This is a genomic window from Vibrio sp. V23_P3S9T160 (assembly GCF_963886625.1).
GTDB classification, from domain to species: Bacteria; Pseudomonadota; Gammaproteobacteria; order Enterobacterales; family Vibrionaceae; genus Vibrio; species Vibrio anguillarum.
Map to the genome: position 1 here is coordinate 39,790 of NZ_CAWPDB010000033.1, position 18,038 is coordinate 57,827.

An 18,038-nucleotide genomic window follows, 5' to 3' on the forward strand; every position below is an offset into this window, starting at 1 on the left:
TTTGCGTTCAATTAAGGTTCAAATCAATAGGTAATTCTATCCGCCAAATGGCTCACCGCGAGGGCGAAATAATATGAACGGTTCCACTTCATCAACACATTATAGTTGTTGTATACCAAGTAAACGCGGCCATTTTCATCATCTGGCATGATAAGCCAAGCTTGAACGTTGTCTAAATTAGGCAGTGGTTTACCTTCGTAACGGGTAATACCGAGCTTGTTCCACTCTCTCAGTGATTTCCCTTTTTCGGGCTGTCGCCCTTCTAAAGTGCGGTCAAACCCATGCGGAACTTTAACTTGACGGCCCCAAGTGTATTTATCATCCCATCCCGATTGGCTGAGATAATTGGCCGTCGACGCGAATACATCTTCCTTTGAGCGCCAAATGTCTTTTTTGCCATCGCCATTACCATCGGAAGCGAACGCCAAAAACGAACTCGGCATAAACTGGCATTGTCCCATCGCGCCAGCCCAAGACCCTTTCATCTCATCAGCTTGGATATGACCTTGCTGCAGAATTTGCAACGCGGCCATTGTCTCCTTGCGGAAAAATTCTTCCCGACGACCGTCATAAGCCATAGTCGTCAGCGCATCAATAACACTAAAACCACCGGTCAACGCACCAAAATTACTTTCTACGCCCCACAAAGCCACGATAAAGCGCGGTTGCACGCCATATTGTTCGCCAATGCGGCTAAGCTCTGCATAGTGCTTTTCATACAGCGCCTTTGCTTGGTTCACTTTCCATTCTGGAACCGCGCGTGGGATATATTCATCCAGCGTTAGTTTCTTTTCTGGTTGATTGCGATCGGCCGTCACAGCACGTGGCTTGTACTCCACATTTTTAAACGCATCGATTAAAATTTGCTCTGAAATGCCTTCATTTCGTGCTTGCTGCTTCAAGCCTTCCACATAGTGTTCAAAACTAACCTCATTCGCCATCAATGGCGTGGAGAGGCTTAATCCCAATACGACTGACAATAACTTTCTCAAATCGTCCTCCTTGAGCTGAAAACTTAGCTATCTTTTTGCTGAGCCTTTTGCTGCTTATATTGTTCTAATAAATTTTGTGGCGGTGGCGGTAACTGTAGGAAAAAGCCCTCATTTTCTAGAGACTCTTTTACTTTTTCAATGTTCACTTGGGCAAGTGTACGCCCTTCCAGTTTCACTACCATGACTAAAGTAGGTTTACCGAACATCGCCATTAATGTGTCAGGAACCTGTGAAAAGTCATCCTTTTTGGAGATATAGAGATAGGTACCTTCTTTTTTAGAGCTTTTGTAGATAGAGCAAAGCATGACAAACCTTTTATTGTAATAAACTGGCTTTTCGAGCCAATTAAGTTAGAAACGTTAAACTTTTACCAAATTTGAGATTAAAACAAACATTTGACCGCAAGATAACTTGCTGAGCTAAGTCAGGGAATATAACATGACAACCCTAGTTTCAGGCAACGCCCTTTCTAGTGAAGCCATTAGTTATTGAGGTCAATATAAGATGTCGAATACTCCTGACCTAAAAGGTAGCAGTTTTACTTTGTCAGTGTTACACCTTTGCGACAGTGAAGTTGCCAATACCGTTGAGTTTCTCAAGGAAAAAGTCGCCCAAGCTCCTGCTTTTTTTGCCTCTGCACCTGTGGTGATCAATATTGCTAAAGTGATTGGCGATATTGATTTTGCGATACTTAAACAAGGCATCACTGAAGCAGGAATGATCCCGGTCGGTGTGACAGGTTGCCGTGATAAACGCAGCCAAAACTTAGCCTCAGAAGCCGGCTTTGCCGTGATGGCGGCAAGCAAGTCGCCTTCTCAAGCACCCGCTCAAATAGCGCCAACCAAGGTGATTCGCACGCCCATTCGCTCTGGCCAGCAAGTGTATGCCAAAGATAGCGATTTAGTGATCCTCAATCACGTCAGCGCGGGGGCCGAAGTGATCGCCGATGGTTCAATTCACATTCATGGTTCACTGCGCGGAAGGGCCATTGCCGGTGCCAGCGGCCAAACGGAAGCAAAAATTATTTGTCACGATTTACAAGCAGAGCTGGTCTCCATTGCTGGAAATTATTGGCTTAGCGATCAAATTGAAAGTGAGTTTTGGCAGAAGAAAGTGATGCTCAGCATGGTTGATGATTCACTGCATTTTGAAACGCTCACGATTTAAAATTAACAAGGAAAACATAATGGCACGCATTATTGTTGTAACGTCAGGAAAAGGCGGCGTTGGTAAAACAACCTCAAGCGCAGCAATTGCTTCTGGCTTGGCTTTAAAAGGTAAAAAGACAGCGGTCATCGATTTTGATATCGGTCTGCGTAACCTTGACTTAATCATGGGTTGTGAGCGCCGCGTGGTGTACGACTTTGTCAACGTCATCAACGGTGAGGCGACACTTAACCAAGCGATGATCAAAGATAAACGCACCGAAAACTTGTTTATTCTGCCTGCCTCACAAACCCGTGATAAAGATGCGCTCACCAAAGAGGGCGTAAAGCGCGTTTTGGATGAACTCGATACGATGGGCTTTGATTTCGTCATTTGCGACTCACCAGCAGGTATTGAACAAGGCGCGTTGATGGCTTTGTACTTTGCTGATGAAGCGATTGTAACGACGAACCCTGAAGTCTCTTCCGTGCGCGACTCGGACCGCATTTTAGGGATTTTGGATTCCAAATCGATGCGCTCAGAGCAAGGGTTAGAGCCTGTTAAACAGCACCTTTTATTGACTCGTTATAACCCTACTCGCGTGACACAAGGTGAAATGTTGAGCGTGGAAGATGTTGAAGAGATTTTACATATCTCTTTACTTGGCGTGATCCCAGAAAGCCAAGCGGTGCTTAATGCCTCCAACAAAGGTGTTCCGGTTATTTTTGACGATCAATCAGACGCAGGTCAAGCTTATGCTGACGCTGTCGAGCGCTTATTAGGGCAAGAAGTCGAGTTTCGTTTTCTAACGGAGCAGAAAAAGGGCATCTTTAAACGACTTTTCGGGGGTTAATATTATGTCTCTACTTGAGTTTTTCCGACCACAAAAGAAAACGACCTCAGCAAGCCTTGCCAAAGAGCGTTTGCAAATTATCGTCGCCGAACGTCGTAGTGAAAATGACCCCGCACCGACCTATTTGCCTCAATTGAAAGAAGACATTCTCAAGGTGATCGCCAAATACGTCGCGGTTGACCCTTCGATGGTTGAAGTCTCTTTTGAGCACAAAGATGATGATATCTCTGTGCTGGAATTGAACGTGAAACTGCCAGACGAAGAAAAGTAATTCTTATGATAAAAGAGCCTGCAAAATTGCAGGCTCTTTCTCTTTACTAAACCAATTTGTTGAGCCGTTCACCGAGAATAGGTAAGCGCCAGTTCTGCATCACATCCGGCAATTGCGCGGGATCTCTCTCTTTCTTCCACACCCAACTCAATAGCTGGTTGAGCTGTTTTTTAGAGGCTAAAAATTCAGTCGCTAAACCCGTGGTTTGAGACACTGATTTGACTTCATCTTTCAACCGTTTAAACAACTGTTTATAGCCGGGATAGTCCATCAAAGGGTCGATTTTAGGTGGGTATTGATCAGCCGGAGTCTGCTGACCCGCTTTCACCAATGCAATGATTTTAGCACTGTGACGTTGAATCGATCTCGGATCGGCCCCTTCATCAATCATACGGCTTGCACTCGTCAATCCCAAACGAGCGATAGTCAGCAAATCTGTCTCTTTGACCACAAAATTGAGTGCCAAATCACGGCGTACCGCCTCTTCGTAGCGCCAAGTAGCTAAGGGTTTGAGAATCGCTAATTCTTGCGGTGTTAGTTGCCATGCCCCTTTGATATCTAAATAGGCCAAATCGGGATTAGTCTGTTTAATGCGTTTGACGCTCAATAGTTCAGATTCTTGCTGCGCCGCTTGCCACCAGCCCGCCTGCGTCACTTTATCAAGTAATTTCTCGTAAATCGGCAGCAAATAAAACACATCGGCGGCAGCGTAATCCAACTGCTTTTGCGATAAAGGCCTTGCTAACCAATCAGTACGCGATTCACTTTTATCAATTTCAATCCCTAAGAATTCATTAACCAATGCGGCAAATCCGGTAGACAGTCCATGGCCGAGAAAGGCTGCCATTACTTGTGTATCGACCATTGGAAACGGTGTACAGCCAAATGCATTATGAAACACTTCGAGATCTTCACCACACGCATGCAGCACTTTGAGCACGGAGGTGTCTTGCAGTAGCTCGACAAAAGGGGCCATGTCATCAAAGGCAAGTGGGTCGATTAAAGAGAGGTTTTCACCATCATAAAGCTGGATCAATCCGAGCTGTGGGTAAAAGGTACGCACTCGGACAAACTCGGTATCGAGCATCACCACATCGGCATCTCGCGCGGCAAGGCATACATGTTGTAGGTCGTTAGGCTGGGTAATTATTTGGTAGTTCACTAATGGCTCACTTTGGGCAACCCTACTAGAGGGGACATAAAAATGCCGACGGTTTGAGTCGGCATTCTAGCACTATTTTTTCATACTGACTTGATGCTTAGGCACGTTTTGTTTGTTCAATTGCCGCATCATTTTCTTCACGAAGTACGCGGCGTAAAATTTTACCCACATTACTCTTTGGTAAATCTTCCCTAAACTCAATCAACTTAGGCACTTTATAGCCAGTCAAATGTTTACGGCAATGGGCAATAATTTCATCTTTGGTTAAGCTCGGATCACGCTTAACCACATAAATCTTGACGATTTCACCAGACACTTCATGAGGCTGGCCGATAGCGGCCACTTCTAATACTTTGCCATGCAGTGCAACCACATCTTCAATCTCATTAGGATAGACGTTGAATCCAGAGACTAAAATCATGTCTTTTTTGCGATCGACAATATAGACCATTCCTTGCTCATCAAACTTGACGATATCGCCTGTAGAGAGCCAACCATCGGCATCAACCACTTCTTTCGTCGCTTCCGGTCTTTGCCAATAACCTTGCATCACTTGTGGGCCACGCACTTGCAACTCACCGACTTGATCATAAGCCAACACTTTGCCTTCATCATCAACGATACGCACTTCGGTTGAAGGTACGGGTAAACCAATTGCTCCCGAATAATCACTTAAATCATAAGGATTACCTGTCACCAGTGGTGCACATTCAGTCAAACCGTAACCTTCAAGCAGGTGGATACCCGTCACTTTTTTCCACTGATCGGCCACCGCGCGCTGTACCGCCATGCCACCACCAACAGAAAGCTTAAGATTTTTGAAATCAAGTTCATGGAAATCTTCGTTGTTGACCAACGCATTAAACAGCGTATTCACCCCCGTAATGGCAGTAAATGGGTACTTTTGCAACTCTTTGACAAAGCCTGGAATATCGCGTGGATTAGTAATCAATAGGTTACGCCCACCCATTTCGACGAACAGTAAACAGTTTACGGTCAGTGCAAATACGTGATAAAGCGGTAATGCCGTCACAACCAGTTCGCGGCCTTCGGCCAATACTGGGCCATATGCCCCTTTTGCTTGGAGCACATTCGCAATCATGTTGCGGTGGGTCAGAATTGCCCCTTTTGCCACACCGGTTGTACCACCGGTATATTGCAAAAATGCAATGTCGTCGCCAGACATAAAAGGCTTCACATACTGTAAACGGCGACCTTTGTGCAACGCCTTACGCATGGAAATGGCACCTGGTAAGTCATATTTTGGCACCATCCCTTTCACATATTTCACAACGAAATCAACCAACGTCCCTTTTGCTCTAGGTAACATCTGTCCAAGGCTGGTCAATACCACATGTTTTACCGAGGTATTTTCAACAATTTGCTCTAAGGTATTGGCAAAATTCGAGACGATGACGATCGCCTTTGCATCGGCGTCATTCAGTTGATGTTCAAGCTCTCGCGGGGTGTACAACGGGTTAACATTCACCGCAATCAACCCGGCTCGTAATACGCCAAATAACGCGACCGGATACTGCAATAGGTTAGGCATCATTAAGGCGACACGATCACCTTTTTTCAGCTTTAGCTCATTTTGCAAATAGGCGGCAAATGCTCGGCTGCGCTCTTCCAGTTTACGAAAAGTCATGACCGAACCCATATTCATAAAGGCTGGTTGATCGGCATATTTATGAACCGATTGCTCAAACATTTCGACCAAAGAGAGGTACTGATCAGGGTTGATGAATTCAGGTACGTCAGTTGGATAGCGTGAAAGCCAAGGTTTCTCCACGGTAATACTCCTCGTTATTGGCGGCTGCTCTACGGCGATATTTTTATGTGCGCTATTACAGCACAGCCAAAGCGCTTGAGCACGAAACACTCAAACACTTGTTTAAATTTTGTTAACTAAGCCAAAAATTAGTTCGGCGACTTGCGAAGGTTGCTCAAGATGGCAATGATGACCACCAGAAATAGTGAACATCTCTTGCCGATCATCGGCGAAATAGCCACGAGCGGCTCGTAACTCAGAAAAACCGTGTGTACCGAGAATCACACGTTGTGGGCATTGGATGTGCGCCATTATGTGCTGAGCATGCTCATACGACATGCGATACAAGGAATCGCTGTTTAACTGTGGGTCATGACGCCAATACCACTCGTCATTGCGCCGCTCAACCCCTCGAATAACGATGGGTTGGATCAAGGCTGCTTCTAACTGGTTGACTTCGGCTCGGCGAGCAACAGCGTATTCTAAGTTCGGTAACCTACGACGAGGCTTACGCCGGATCCGCTGGCGGCTGAGCACCCCATTACGCAGCCTGGCAACGCTTTTGAGTGGCGATTCAGCCAATGGAACAACCCCTTCAATTTGAACTAATCCTGCGACTTGCTCAGGAAAGGCGGCACTATAGCAACTTGCGATTAAAGCACCAAGGGAATGCCCTACGATCACTAACCTGTTTGGCGATAAGTTGAGCAAAAATGAGTAAATATCATCAATATAGTCATGAAATGGGTAAAAATGACCGTCGGCTTTATGGCTTGAAAAGCCATGTCCCGGTAAATCGATTGCGCAAAGGTGTAACTGTGGATTAAGGTGACTTAATGCTTTGATAACGGTAAGAAAACTGGATGAATTATCTAACCAACCATGCAAAAAAACGACCGATAAGTCGGCCGTTTGTGCGTTTCCCAACTCTTGAGTCGCAATCATTCCTTGCGCAAGAGAGTACTGTTTTTGTTGCATCGCTATTTCACTTCTTGTACCACGCGCCCTTCACGAGCACCAATGTACATTTGACGACAATATAAGCTGTGGCAAGGGTACATATAAGTACCGAGATCATTCACTACCACTCTTTCTTCAACTCGCCACAAATGTAGTCCTTTTACGGCCATGGTTGGGAAAGTGTATTCAAACTCACCCACTTTGGCTTTTTCTGGAGCAAGGCTGGTTCCCACTAGCGTCACCAAACGATCTTTCGCATAAGCCACTGGGTCAACAAACCCGTCAACATAGCCAACAAAACGCCCTTGCGGTTCGCGGTCGATATCAGGTCGGCCTGATGAGCTAATCGGCAAATTGACTATTTCAATCCGTGTTTTATCCGCCAAATTAGTCACACTGGCGATGACGCCGCCCAGCCGGACTTCATCTTGCTCATTGGTTGGCGTATTGACCCAAGTGGCGTAATCGGTGATCACGGCCTCACTACTGGCACGAAGATCATCCGGTAAGCTTGAGCATGCACCAAGCAGCAATGTGGACGATAACAATAGTAGCGTTTTAGAAGTGGAAAAAGATCGCATCATAATGACCTTGTTGGATTAGATGTAGATATCGACTCCAAGCAGTTGAGCAAGTTCCTCTTTTTTTGCTTGGTTCATCACGTCCATGTACTCTTCCATCGCCTTTCTTGATCGGCCTTCAGGAAGATCGTATTCCAGATTAGCCCGATGAATCTCTGATGGATCGACATGACGAATTGAATGAGAAACAGCATTCGCCACCTTAGTAGGTTGGCCTACTCCGGTTTTGGCATCGCTTTTCTTTACCCCATTGTTCTTATTTGCGCGATTAGCCCTATTGCTACCGGGCACTATCGCAGGAGGTAAACCGTTAATTGAAACCATACTGTTCCTATTCAATTAGAGCAAGACGAATGCAACGCCTTGCCTTTCACTGATTATTCTCGGCCCGGTAACTTCTTCCAAGCCACGTTATCACGCAGGTAAACAGGGCTCGACTCTTCGACTGTTAGCGTGTTTCCTTTAGCAAACTCATACTGAGCAAGAAACACCATATCCTGTGCATCTGGGTACAATACTTCCCCCATTTGACACGAGATAGGCAACGTATCTAACTCTTCTTTATAAGCCGCCCAACCCGTTCCAGCGCAGCCCCAAGTGATGCTGTCAGCTTTGATTTGCTCAGCAAGAGTATTAGGAGCAATGACGCACTCTGCATCTATCTCTTGCCAAGAGCCATCTTCTTGACGTGTATAACGACCCCAGTAAATCTCACTCATTCTGGCGTCAATTGCACACGCCACCTGCTGGTAACCCTGTAAACGATAGCTGCCTTGCGCCATCGCTGCCAGGGTCGAAATACCTATCATAGGTAAATCAGCACCGAATGCTAAACCTTGTGCAATTCCAATGCCAATCCGTACTCCGGTAAAACTGCCCGGACCACGGCCAAAGGCTAGCGCGTCTAGTTCCTGCAAGGTGATGCCCGCTTCTTTGAGGACGGAATCCACCATGGGTAGAATTTTCTTGGTGTGATCGCGAGGGGCAACTTCACTGCGAACGTACAGTTTGCCGTTCATCATTAAAGCAACAGAACAGTTCTCTGTTGCTGTGTCTAAGGCAAGGATCTTTGCGCTCATTACTGTCTCTAATTGTTGTTAATAGTTACGGGTGTCGTGACTGAAATTTGACTTAAGAAATCTTTTACTTTGTCCAAATCCCGCGTACGTGGAATGGGCGGTAAACTGGCAAGAAATAGCCCACCGTAGTCACGGGTGACTAAACGGTTATCACAAATGATCAGTACACCTTTGTCATGTTTATCGCGGATCAAACGCCCGACCCCTTGTTTCAAGGTGATGACGGCATCGGGTAGTTGTACTTGCGCAAATGGATCTCCACCGCGCATTCGGCAATCTTCAATTCGCGCTTTCAACAACGGATCATCCGGTGCGGTAAATGGAAGTTTGTCGATAATAACACAGCTTAATGCGTCACCTCTAACATCTATCCCTTCCCAAAATGCCCCTGTCGCGACCAATAAGGCATTACCTAATTCCATAAATTCGGCCAACGTTTTTTGTTTACTCGTCTCCCCTTGCATCAGCACTGGCACGGTTAACACTTCTCGAAAACGTTCACCTAACTCGCGCATCATGCTGTGGGAAGTACACAAAAAGAAGCAGCGGCCTTGGTTTTGCTCAATCACTGGCGACAAAATACGCACCAATTTATCGGCAAGGCCTGGACTATTGGGTTCAGGTAAATAGCGTGGCACACACAGCCGCGCCTGCTGCTGATAGTCAAACGGGCTTGGTAATGAAAACTGAGCTTGGGGCTTTAATCCTAAGCGCTGAGTGAAATGGCTAAAATCGTCGTTTACGGCCAAAGTAGCGGAGGTGAAAATCCATGCGCCCTGCTTTTGTTGCACCTGTTCGTGAAATTTATCGGCCACCGAAAGTGGGGTGATGTGTAAACTAAAATGACGCGGCGTGGTGTCATACCAATAGGAATAACCAGTAATAGAGACATCACACACTCGATCAATTCGTCCTTTGATTAAGTTGGCGCGCTCAAATGCGGTATCCAATAACTGGCTGCGACCTAACGCGAGTTTTAACACATCGATAGCAAAATCTAAGCTGTCTCGCAAACGCGCTAATTCTCGCGAAATCGATGGTGAAGCTAACGCCTCACGCCAGTTGCCTCGAAAACTGGGTTCACCCAACACAATGCGTAAATCCATCGCTGATTGCACCAGTTTATCGCCCACTTTCTGCAATTGGCGCATATCTTTTGCTTCAGTGCGATAGCCGATTTCAATATCTTTCGCCAGCTCTTGGACTTGGCGACTGGAGACCGATTGACCAAAATATTGGCTGGCGATATCCGGTAACTGATGCGCTTCGTCGAAGATAAAGACCTCGGCTTCGGGGATCAACTCACCAAACCCGGTTTCTTTGATCGCCAGATCGGCTAGAAAAAGGTGATGGTTGACCACGACAACGTCGGCATCCATCGCCTTTTTGCGCGCTTTAGAGACAAAACAGTCGACGTAACTTGGGCACTCTTTGCCAAGGCAATTGTCGTTGGTTGAGGTGATGGTTGGAATGACTGCACTGTCTTCAGGCAACTCTTCACATTCGCCTAAATCACCACTTTTGGTTTCCGATGACCAACGACGCACTTTCACTAATTGAGTCAGCAGCTGTGGATCAGATTGGTTGGTGTGGCTTTCCACCATTTGGCGGCTTAGCCTATCAAGGCACAGATAGTTTGCTCGGCCTTTTAATAGCGCAACATTGCCATAGAAACCGAGCGCATCAATCATCAAGGGTAAATCACGATGAAAAAGCTGCTCTTGTAGGTTTTTAGAACCCGTACTGATAATGACTTTTTTACCACTGAGCAGCGCAGGCACCAGATACGCAAAGGTTTTGCCTGTACCAGTCCCTGCTTCAACCACTAATTGCGATTGTTGGGCAATCGCCTTAGCGACCGCTTCAGCCATGTCAATTTGCGCTTGTCGAGCTTGAAAACCGGCAATGGCCTTGCCTAATGCGCCTTGTGAAGAGAAGGTTTTTGCAATCATCAAAAAGTGGAGGTAAGTGTTCGTTGCGGGGCATTATGTCAGGTTTGATGAGCTGGCGCGAATCCAAGTGCAACCCGCGCCAGTTAGGTGTGTTCTATTTGCGATTGAGGTAACGAGATAACCAAGCTGGTCCTTCGTACCCATTCTCCGTTTGGGTCATTGCTTTTGCCGCCTCGGCAGGTGACGCTCGGTTCTCCCACATGTCTTCCAAAATGATTTCGTCAATTTGATGGTCTCCCATCAATGCACTCACTCTTTCCATATACAGCTTTCGTGCGAGGAGTTCTCTATCCATAAATACCGCCTTAAGACACTCTGTGAGGAAGAAAATTAGTAAAAGCCTAACGGTGAACCCGTTTATATATTGAAACCAACTTAATAATAGATTAATTATAGCCCTTATATTGCGGGGCGCCTCACCGTTCACACGCTCACGAATTAGTTTTTAGAACGAAAAAAATCATGCACGGAAGTAATTAATAATGGAAAGAAAAACACTGCTCACTCATTGTAGTGATGCGCCCGGACTTATCTCTAAAATCACGAACATTTGTTATAAACATCAACTCAATATTATTCATAACAATGAGTATGTTGATAACATTAGTGGTCACTTTTTTATGCGTACTGAATTGGAAGGCTACTTTAACGACACCACCCTTCTAGCCGACCTTGACCAAGCCTTGCCTGCACACGCAAAGCGTAAACTGATTGATTCTTCGCGCAAACGCATCGTTATTTTGGTGACTAAAGAAGCACATTGCTTGGGCGATATTTTGATTAAGAATTATGATGGCAGCTTGGATGTCGATATTGCTGCAGTGATTGGCAATTACGATACGCTGCAAAATCTGACCGAAAAGTTTGATATCCCGTATCACCATGTTTCTCATGAAGGGCTAAACCGCGAGGAACACGAGCAGAAATTGTTAGAAGTGCTGGACCAATATCACGCCGACTATTTGGTCCTCGCCAAATACATGCGGGTACTCACTCCTGGTTTTGTCGATAAGTACCATCACAAAATTATTAATATTCATCACAGCTTTTTACCGGCATTCATTGGTGCAAAACCTTACCAGCAAGCGTACGAGCGCGGTGTGAAAATCATTGGTGCGACGGCGCACTTTGTCACTAATGATTTAGATGAAGGCCCGATTATTAAGCAAGATGTAATCCCGGTTGATCACACATTCAGCGCGCAAAACATGGCGCAAGCTGGACGGGATGTTGAGAAAAATGTGCTGAGTAAAGCCTTGAACAAAGTTATCAACGATCACGTTTTTGTTTATGGCAACAAAACGGTCATTTTATAGCAAAGCCAAGACTGTTCTTCACGAACGTAGCAAAGACAAAAGGCGCGATTTGCGCCTTTTGTTGTTTTACGATTGCTGGCTGATCACTGCAAGTGATAACACCACCACCTAGCTTGGACCACAGATTATAACTTGATCGCCAGCTCTACCCCCTGACGAATCGCACGCACAGCATCAAGCTCACCAGCATAATCGGCACCACCAATCACATGCATCTTCTCACCCAATGATGCCCATTTATCTTCAAAAGGACGTACCGATTCTTGCCCGGCACAAATCACAATTTTGTCGGCGTCTAACAGCAAAGGATTACCGTCAAGCGTGATATGTAAACCGTCAGCGGCAATTTTTTCATAACCGACACCACCCAGTAGATTCACTCCACGCTTTTCTAAGGTGCGTTTATGGATCCAACCTGTGGTCTTACCGGGGCCTTTACCTACTCGTCCTTTGCGACGCTGCAATAGCCATACCGTTTTCTCACTCATACAATCGGGAAATGGGTACAAACCTCCGGGATAAGCAATCTCTTTATCGATGCCCCAATCATGCAGCCAATCATCAAGCGTATGCTCTGTCGGCTCAGTCAACATAGTGGCGACGTCGACACCAATTCCGCCAGCACCAACAATCGCGACTTTTTCGCCAACGGGTGTTTTTTCACGGATCAGCGTTTGGTAATCCACCACCTTTTCTAGGTTATCAATACCATCAATTTTTACTTTTCTCGGCTCGACACCCGACGCCATCACTACTTCATCGTACGGTTCGAGCATCTCAAAATTGACGTCAGTATCTAAATGCAGATGCACACCGGTTTGATCAATACGATTTGCAAAGTAGCGAATGGTTTCTCGAAACTCTTCTTTGCCGGGAATTTGCATCGCCAAACGGAACTGGCCACCAATGCGATCATTTTTTTCAAACAGATCAACATGATGCCCACGCTCAGCCAAGGTAGTCGCGCAAGCAAGCCCCGCCGGACCTGCGCCAATCACCGCCATTTTTTTCGGCTGAGCCGCAGGGCGAATAACCATTTCCGTTTCATAGCAGGCCCGCGGGTTGACGAGGCAACTGGCCCGTTTACCTTTAAATACGTTATCTAAACAGGCTTGGTTACAGCCGATACACGTATTGATCAGCGCGGCTTTTCCTTGCTCGGCTTTGGCAACAAATTCTGGATCGGCAAGAAACGGACGCGCCATCGACACCATATCCGCTTGACCCGTTGCTAATATTTTTTCTGCTTCTTCTGGAGTGTTGATGCGATTACAGGTCACGACGGGCACAGAAAGATGTGGGCGGATTTTTTCCGTTACCCAAGTAAAAGCAGCACGTGGTACTTGAGTCGCTATCGTTGGAACGCGCGCTTCATGCCAACCGATGCCTGTATTGATAATGGTCACGCCAGCTTGTTCAAGTGCCTTAGCGAGCATTAAAACCTCTTCAAAAGTGCTGCCCTCTTCGACTAAATCCAGCATTGAAAGACGGAAAATGATGATGAACTCTTTACCAACCACTGCGCGAATCGCTTTCACTATCTCAATGGGTAAACGGATACGATTTGCGTAACTACCGCCCCAATCGTCGTAACGCATGTTGGTACGTTTACAGATAAATTGGTTGATCAAATACCCTTCCGAGCCCATCACTTCCACACCATCGTATCCTGCAAGGTGAGCTAATTCAGCACTACTGGCAAAGGCATCAATGGTTTTTTTTATCTGACGGGCACTCATTTCACTCGGCGCAAAACGCGCAATAGGTGCTTTAATCGCCGAAGCACTTTGGGCAAAAGGGTGCATTGCGTATCGGCCGGCGTGCAGCAATTGCAAGGCGATCTTTCCACCTTGGCGATGCACTGCCTCAGTCACAACTTGGTGTGCGCGCGCATGTTTTGCCTTGCTAAATTCAGCACTGAAAGGGTGCAGTCGACCGCGCAAATTAGGCGAAAACCCGCCCGTCACAATCAGCCCAACCCCACCTTTTGCACGCTCTTCATAAAAAGCGGCCAGCTTATGGAGCCCTTCCTTGTGCTCTTCTAATCCCGTGTGCATTGATCCCATCAATACACGGTTGCGTAACTGAGTAAATCCTAAATCCAAAGGCTCTAACAGATGTGGGTACATGGCGACTTCACTTTTATAATTATGCGTTATGGTCTGACCAGAATATTATTGCCCACAAAAAAAATCAAACAAGTGTTTACATTTTTGTAACACCGATCAATCTTGCGGTTGTTTGGGTATACTAGATCACGTAGGATGTAAGCCATTAATATCTCAAGGTTAATCCCTTGATTCATTTAAACACGCTTGCGAATAGCCGCAGTGGAGAAACAATGAAATCACTATTTCGATTTATCGGTTTGATATTTAAAGGTTTTTGGAAAATCATTACCTTTATTCGTTTAGCCTTAACCAACCTGTTCTTTTTGCTCAGTATTGCACTGATTTATTTCTTGTATGTGCATGCCGATTCTCCCCTGCCTACCATAGAAAAAGAGTCCGCATTAGTAATGAACTTATCGGGACCGATTGTTGAACAGAGTTCTTACATCAATCCGATGGATTCAATGACTGGTTCATTTTTTGGCAAAGACTTACCCAAAGAAAATGTATTATTTGATGTAGTAGAGACCATTCGCCATGCGAAAGACGATGCGAAAATCACAGGCATTGTGCTCGCTCTCGGAGAAATGCCTGAAACCAACCTCACTAAGCTACGTTACATTGCTAAAGCGTTGAACGAATTTAAAGCCACGGGCAAACCCATCTACGCGGTGGGAGATTTCTATAATCAAAGCCAATATTATTTGGCAAGCTACGCCGATAAAGTCTATTTGGCACCGGATGGCGCAGTGATGCTGAAAGGCTACAGTGCCTATTCAATGTACTACAAAACGTTGCTGGAAAAGCTGGATGTCAACACGCACGTTTTTCGTGTCGGTACTTATAAATCAGCCATTGAGCCATTTATTCGTGACGATATGTCCGACGCGGCAAAAGAGTCCGCCTCTCGCTGGTTAACGCAGTTGTGGGGAGCGTACGTCGATGACGTAGCGACCAACCGTAAGATTGACGGGAAAACGTTAAACCCATCAATGGATGAATTTCTGACCCAATTAAAAGCGACCGAGGGTGATCTCGCTGCTTTATCATTAAAATTAGGGTTAGTAGATGAATTGGCCACTCGCCAACAAATGCGCCTATCGCTCGCCGAAACATTTGGCAGCAATGGAGAAGATAGCTACAACGCTGTAGGTTACTACGAATATCAAGCCACCATTAAGCCACCATTTAACGCTGAAATGGACGATGTAGCCGTAATCGTGGCTAGTGGTACCATCATGGATGGAGATCACCCACGAGGCACAGTCGGTGGTGATACCACCGCCGCATTACTTCGCCAAGCGCGTAACGATGATAAAGTCAAAGCCGTCGTATTGCGTGTGGACAGCCCAGGAGGCAGCGCCTTTGCCTCCGAAGTTATTCGTAATGAAATTCAAGCGTTAAAAGACGCAGGCAAACCGGTTGTCGTCTCAATGTCGAGCCTTGCAGCGTCTGGCGGTTATTGGATTTCAATGAGTGCGGATAAAATTGTCGCGCAGCCAACCACGTTAACCGGTTCAATTGGTATTTTTAGTGTTATCACCACATTCGAAAAAGGACTCAATAAATTAGGGGTTTATACCGATGGCGTAGGAACCTCACCTTTTTCTGGTGTCGGTGTCACCACAGGGCTAACAAAAGGCGTGGCCGACGCACTGCAACTGGGCATTAACCATGGTTACCAGCGTTTCATTAGTTTGGTGGGAGAGAACCGTGGCCTTTCACTGGAACAAGTCGATCAGGTCGCGCAAGGCCGCGTATGGACAGGACAGGATGCCATGGATCATGGTTTAGTCGACCAAATGGGTGACTTTGATGATGCCATTAAGCTCGCAGCACAACTGGCAAAATTAGAGACCTACAATATTTATTGGGTAGAAGAACCCCTTTCACCCGCTGAGCAATTCTTGCAAGACATCATGAATCAAGTGCAAGTTCGCTTCGGTTTTGATGTATCAACACTAGTGCCAGCGTCGCTGCAACCTGTAGCAAAACAATGGGTGCAAGATGCCAGCTTACTCAACCATTTTAATGATCCGAAAGGGCAATATGCGTTCTGCCTAAACTGCCAAGTTCAGTAGCAATATCAATCTGTAATGACTAAAAACCATTGGGGCGCTTTGTGTTGAGCGCCCCTTTTTATATTAAGTGAATACGCTATAATCCCCCGCTCTGTTCCCCTACACGAGTGATTTCTAGCTATGGCAAGAAAACATATCTACATCGCCTACACTGGCGGTACTATCGGCATGCTAAAATCCGACCATGGTTATGTCCCTATTGCGGGCTTCATGGAAAAACAACTCGCAAGTATGCCTGAATTTCAGCGCCCTGAAATGCCTGAGTTCACCATTCATGAATATGACCCTCTGATTGACTCCTCGGACATGACACCTGAAGATTGGCAACAAATCGCCAACGATATTCGAGATAATTATGATAAATACGATGGTTTTGTGATTTTACATGGTACGGATACCATGGCTTACACGGCGTCGGCACTCTCTTTCATGTTGGAAAACTTGGGCAAACCCGTCATTGTGACAGGCTCACAAATTCCGTTGGCTGAATTGCGCTCTGACGGACAAGCGAATTTACTTAATGCGTTGCACATCGCCGCTAATTACCCCATCAATGAAGTGACGTTATTCTTCAATAATCAGTTGATGCGGGGTAACCGCAGTGTCAAATCACACGCCGATGGTTTTAATGCGTTTACCTCGCCGAACCTTCCTCCGCTGTTAGAAGCTGGGATCAATATTCAAATCAGCAGTAACGTTAAAGTTGGCGAACAGCCGCAAGGAGCCTTCCGAGTTCATAACATTACACCACAACCGATCGGTGTGATTACCATGTACCCTGGCATCTCTCACGAAGTGATCCGCAATACCTTATTACAGCCAGTCAACGCGATGATTTTGCTGACTTTTGGTGTGGGAAATGCACCTCAAAATGCGCAACTATTAGCGCATTTAAAAGAAGCCTCAGAACGTGGCGTGATCGTCATGAACTTAACTCAATGCTTAGCAGGTAAAGTCAACATGGGCGGTTACGCAACTGGCTGTGCACTTGCAGAAGCAGGCGTGATCAGCGGCTACGACATGACACCCGAAGCCGCTTTAGCCAAGCTTCACTATTTACTGAGCCAGAATCTTTCTTATGAAGAAGTGAAGCAGAAAATGCAGGAAGTATTACGTGGTGAAATGAGCTTATAGCTTTAAACACCCACAATATATTTTCCCATCATTAACAAAATCCCCAACTCAATGAATTGGGGATTTTTGTATTCTGTACAAGTCAAATAGACTCATTCGTGGTTTGGATTGACTCGAACAATATCGTCTTGTCCGTTTTGAAAGCGCTTTTTAAGCTCATTTTTTGACTTAAAACTGATTTCTCCACCAGCGGCAACTGTCATATGGTCCGCTTCTACATTATGCTTAGATTGATACAACATCACAGCTTGCATGCATGAATCTCGCTGTGTTTGTGAAAGTGGTGTACCTTCAGGCCACTTACCCGTTTCAACAGCGTGCATTAATCGCTTGTAAGCTTCGGGGGTGATGGCGTTAATGAGTTGATCGGCATCCATGGTCTATCCTTAATTAACGAATTCGTCACAAACATAACTTGCCATGATATTGAGTCAAGACAAGCCCAATAAATAAGTGTATTTGATCACAAGCTAATATTATGAATTTGATAAAAGTGCCCATGATTCTCAGCCTATCACTTCTTATAAGTGGCTGCTTTGAGAATAACAGAGATACCGACAAGCTATGTGCAGATAATCCTAATTTGCGCTGTGAAAGGCTCAATATAAATGATGGGCAATGTAGAGTTC

Annotated in this window: 19 protein-coding genes; 7 read left to right on the forward strand and 12 right to left on the reverse strand. The window is 45.8% G+C overall.

The window, feature by feature from the left end:
* Positions 1 to 23 precede the first annotated feature (23 nt).
* Entirely contained in the window at positions 24 to 992 is a 969-nt protein-coding gene (locus tag AACU59_RS02180; protein WP_013857211.1) for a lytic murein transglycosylase, read from the reverse strand.
* Positions 993 to 1,015: 23 nt separating this feature from the next.
* Entirely contained in the window at positions 1,016 to 1,297 is a 282-nt protein-coding gene (locus AACU59_RS02185; RefSeq protein ID WP_094144906.1) for a YcgL domain-containing protein, read from the reverse strand.
* A gap of 199 nt (positions 1,298 to 1,496) precedes the next feature.
* Between AACU59_RS02185 and minC the strand changes: the two genes are divergently transcribed.
* Genes minC through minE form a run of 3 tightly spaced genes read left to right on the forward strand, consistent with a single transcriptional unit; the run spans position 1,497 to position 3,262 of the window.
* Positions 1,497 to 2,159 carry a septum site-determining protein MinC gene (gene minC, locus AACU59_RS02190; RefSeq protein WP_013857213.1) on the forward strand — a complete coding sequence of 221 codons (663 nt, stop codon included), beginning with the start codon at positions 1,497 to 1,499 and terminating at the stop codon, positions 2,157 to 2,159.
* 19 nt (positions 2,160 to 2,178) lie between these two features.
* Entirely contained in the window at positions 2,179 to 2,991 is an 813-nt protein-coding gene (minD, locus tag AACU59_RS02195; protein ID WP_013857214.1) for a septum site-determining protein MinD, read from the forward strand.
* A 4-nt stretch (positions 2,992 to 2,995) separates the two neighbouring features.
* Complete coding sequence (gene minE / locus AACU59_RS02200; RefSeq protein WP_010317176.1) at positions 2,996 to 3,262, forward strand: cell division topological specificity factor MinE; 267 nt, start codon at positions 2,996 to 2,998, stop codon at positions 3,260 to 3,262.
* 46 nt (positions 3,263 to 3,308) lie between these two features.
* Here minE and rnd read toward each other — a convergent pair whose 3' ends face one another.
* From rnd to AACU59_RS02240, 8 genes are all read right to left on the reverse strand, one after another.
* Positions 3,309 to 4,424, reverse strand: coding sequence for a ribonuclease D (gene rnd, locus AACU59_RS02205; protein WP_094144907.1), 1,116 nt, complete (start codon positions 4,422 to 4,424; stop codon positions 3,309 to 3,311).
* A 97-nt stretch (positions 4,425 to 4,521) separates the two neighbouring features.
* The gene (fadD, locus tag AACU59_RS02210) at positions 4,522 to 6,216 is read right to left on the reverse strand and encodes a long-chain-fatty-acid--CoA ligase FadD (RefSeq protein ID WP_094144908.1); all 1,695 of its coding nucleotides are present in this window, start codon (positions 6,214 to 6,216) and stop codon (positions 4,522 to 4,524) included.
* A 102-nt stretch (positions 6,217 to 6,318) separates the two neighbouring features.
* Positions 6,319 to 7,173 (reverse strand): alpha/beta fold hydrolase, encoded by an 855-nt coding sequence (locus AACU59_RS02215; protein ID WP_094144909.1) that lies wholly within the window; start codon positions 7,171 to 7,173, stop codon positions 6,319 to 6,321.
* Between the two features lie 2 nt (positions 7,174 to 7,175).
* Complete coding sequence (locus tag AACU59_RS02220) at positions 7,176 to 7,739, reverse strand: Slp family lipoprotein (RefSeq protein WP_029626776.1); 564 nt, start codon at positions 7,737 to 7,739, stop codon at positions 7,176 to 7,178.
* Positions 7,740 to 7,754: 15 nt separating this feature from the next.
* Positions 7,755 to 8,060, reverse strand: a complete 306-nt coding sequence (locus AACU59_RS02225; RefSeq protein ID WP_161437815.1) for a chromosome partitioning protein ParA — start codon at positions 8,058 to 8,060, stop codon at positions 7,755 to 7,757.
* Positions 8,061 to 8,113: 53 nt separating this feature from the next.
* Positions 8,114 to 8,815 carry a tRNA (adenosine(37)-N6)-threonylcarbamoyltransferase complex dimerization subunit type 1 TsaB gene (tsaB, locus tag AACU59_RS02230; RefSeq protein WP_017047797.1) on the reverse strand — a complete coding sequence of 234 codons (702 nt, stop codon included), beginning with the start codon at positions 8,813 to 8,815 and terminating at the stop codon, positions 8,114 to 8,116.
* A gap of 8 nt (positions 8,816 to 8,823) precedes the next feature.
* Positions 8,824 to 10,767: an ATP-dependent DNA helicase gene (locus AACU59_RS02235; RefSeq protein WP_038148369.1), complete on the reverse strand. Its 1,944-nt coding sequence runs from the start codon at positions 10,765 to 10,767 to the stop codon at positions 8,824 to 8,826.
* A 94-nt stretch (positions 10,768 to 10,861) separates the two neighbouring features.
* Positions 10,862 to 11,062, reverse strand: a complete 201-nt coding sequence (locus AACU59_RS02240; protein ID WP_013857222.1) for a hypothetical protein — start codon at positions 11,060 to 11,062, stop codon at positions 10,862 to 10,864.
* Between the two features lie 187 nt (positions 11,063 to 11,249).
* Here AACU59_RS02240 and purU point away from each other — a divergent pair, with 187 nt between their 5' ends.
* Entirely contained in the window at positions 11,250 to 12,083 is an 834-nt protein-coding gene (purU, locus tag AACU59_RS02245; RefSeq protein WP_010317194.1) for a formyltetrahydrofolate deformylase, read from the forward strand.
* Positions 12,084 to 12,208: 125 nt separating this feature from the next.
* Here purU and AACU59_RS02250 read toward each other — a convergent pair whose 3' ends face one another.
* Positions 12,209 to 14,212: an NADPH-dependent 2,4-dienoyl-CoA reductase gene (locus AACU59_RS02250; protein WP_094145814.1), complete on the reverse strand. Its 2,004-nt coding sequence runs from the start codon at positions 14,210 to 14,212 to the stop codon at positions 12,209 to 12,211.
* 212 nt (positions 14,213 to 14,424) lie between these two features.
* Here AACU59_RS02250 and sppA point away from each other — a divergent pair, with 212 nt between their 5' ends.
* Both sppA and ansA read left to right on the forward strand, forming a co-directional pair.
* Positions 14,425 to 16,275: a signal peptide peptidase SppA gene (gene sppA, locus AACU59_RS02255; protein WP_161437816.1), complete on the forward strand. Its 1,851-nt coding sequence runs from the start codon at positions 14,425 to 14,427 to the stop codon at positions 16,273 to 16,275.
* 120 nt (positions 16,276 to 16,395) lie between these two features.
* Positions 16,396 to 17,409 carry an asparaginase gene (ansA, locus tag AACU59_RS02260; protein WP_017044568.1) on the forward strand — a complete coding sequence of 338 codons (1,014 nt, stop codon included), beginning with the start codon at positions 16,396 to 16,398 and terminating at the stop codon, positions 17,407 to 17,409.
* A gap of 92 nt (positions 17,410 to 17,501) precedes the next feature.
* On the opposite strand, the gene AACU59_RS02265 is transcribed toward ansA, so the two are convergent.
* Positions 17,502 to 17,786, reverse strand: coding sequence for a YeaC family protein (locus AACU59_RS02265; protein WP_013857226.1), 285 nt, complete (start codon positions 17,784 to 17,786; stop codon positions 17,502 to 17,504).
* Positions 17,787 to 17,887: 101 nt separating this feature from the next.
* On the opposite strand from AACU59_RS02265, the gene AACU59_RS02270 reads away from it, so the two are divergent.
* Positions 17,888 to 18,038: DUF2989 domain-containing protein (locus tag AACU59_RS02270; RefSeq protein ID WP_161437817.1), on the forward strand; the 151-nt coding region annotated here is incomplete at its 3' end.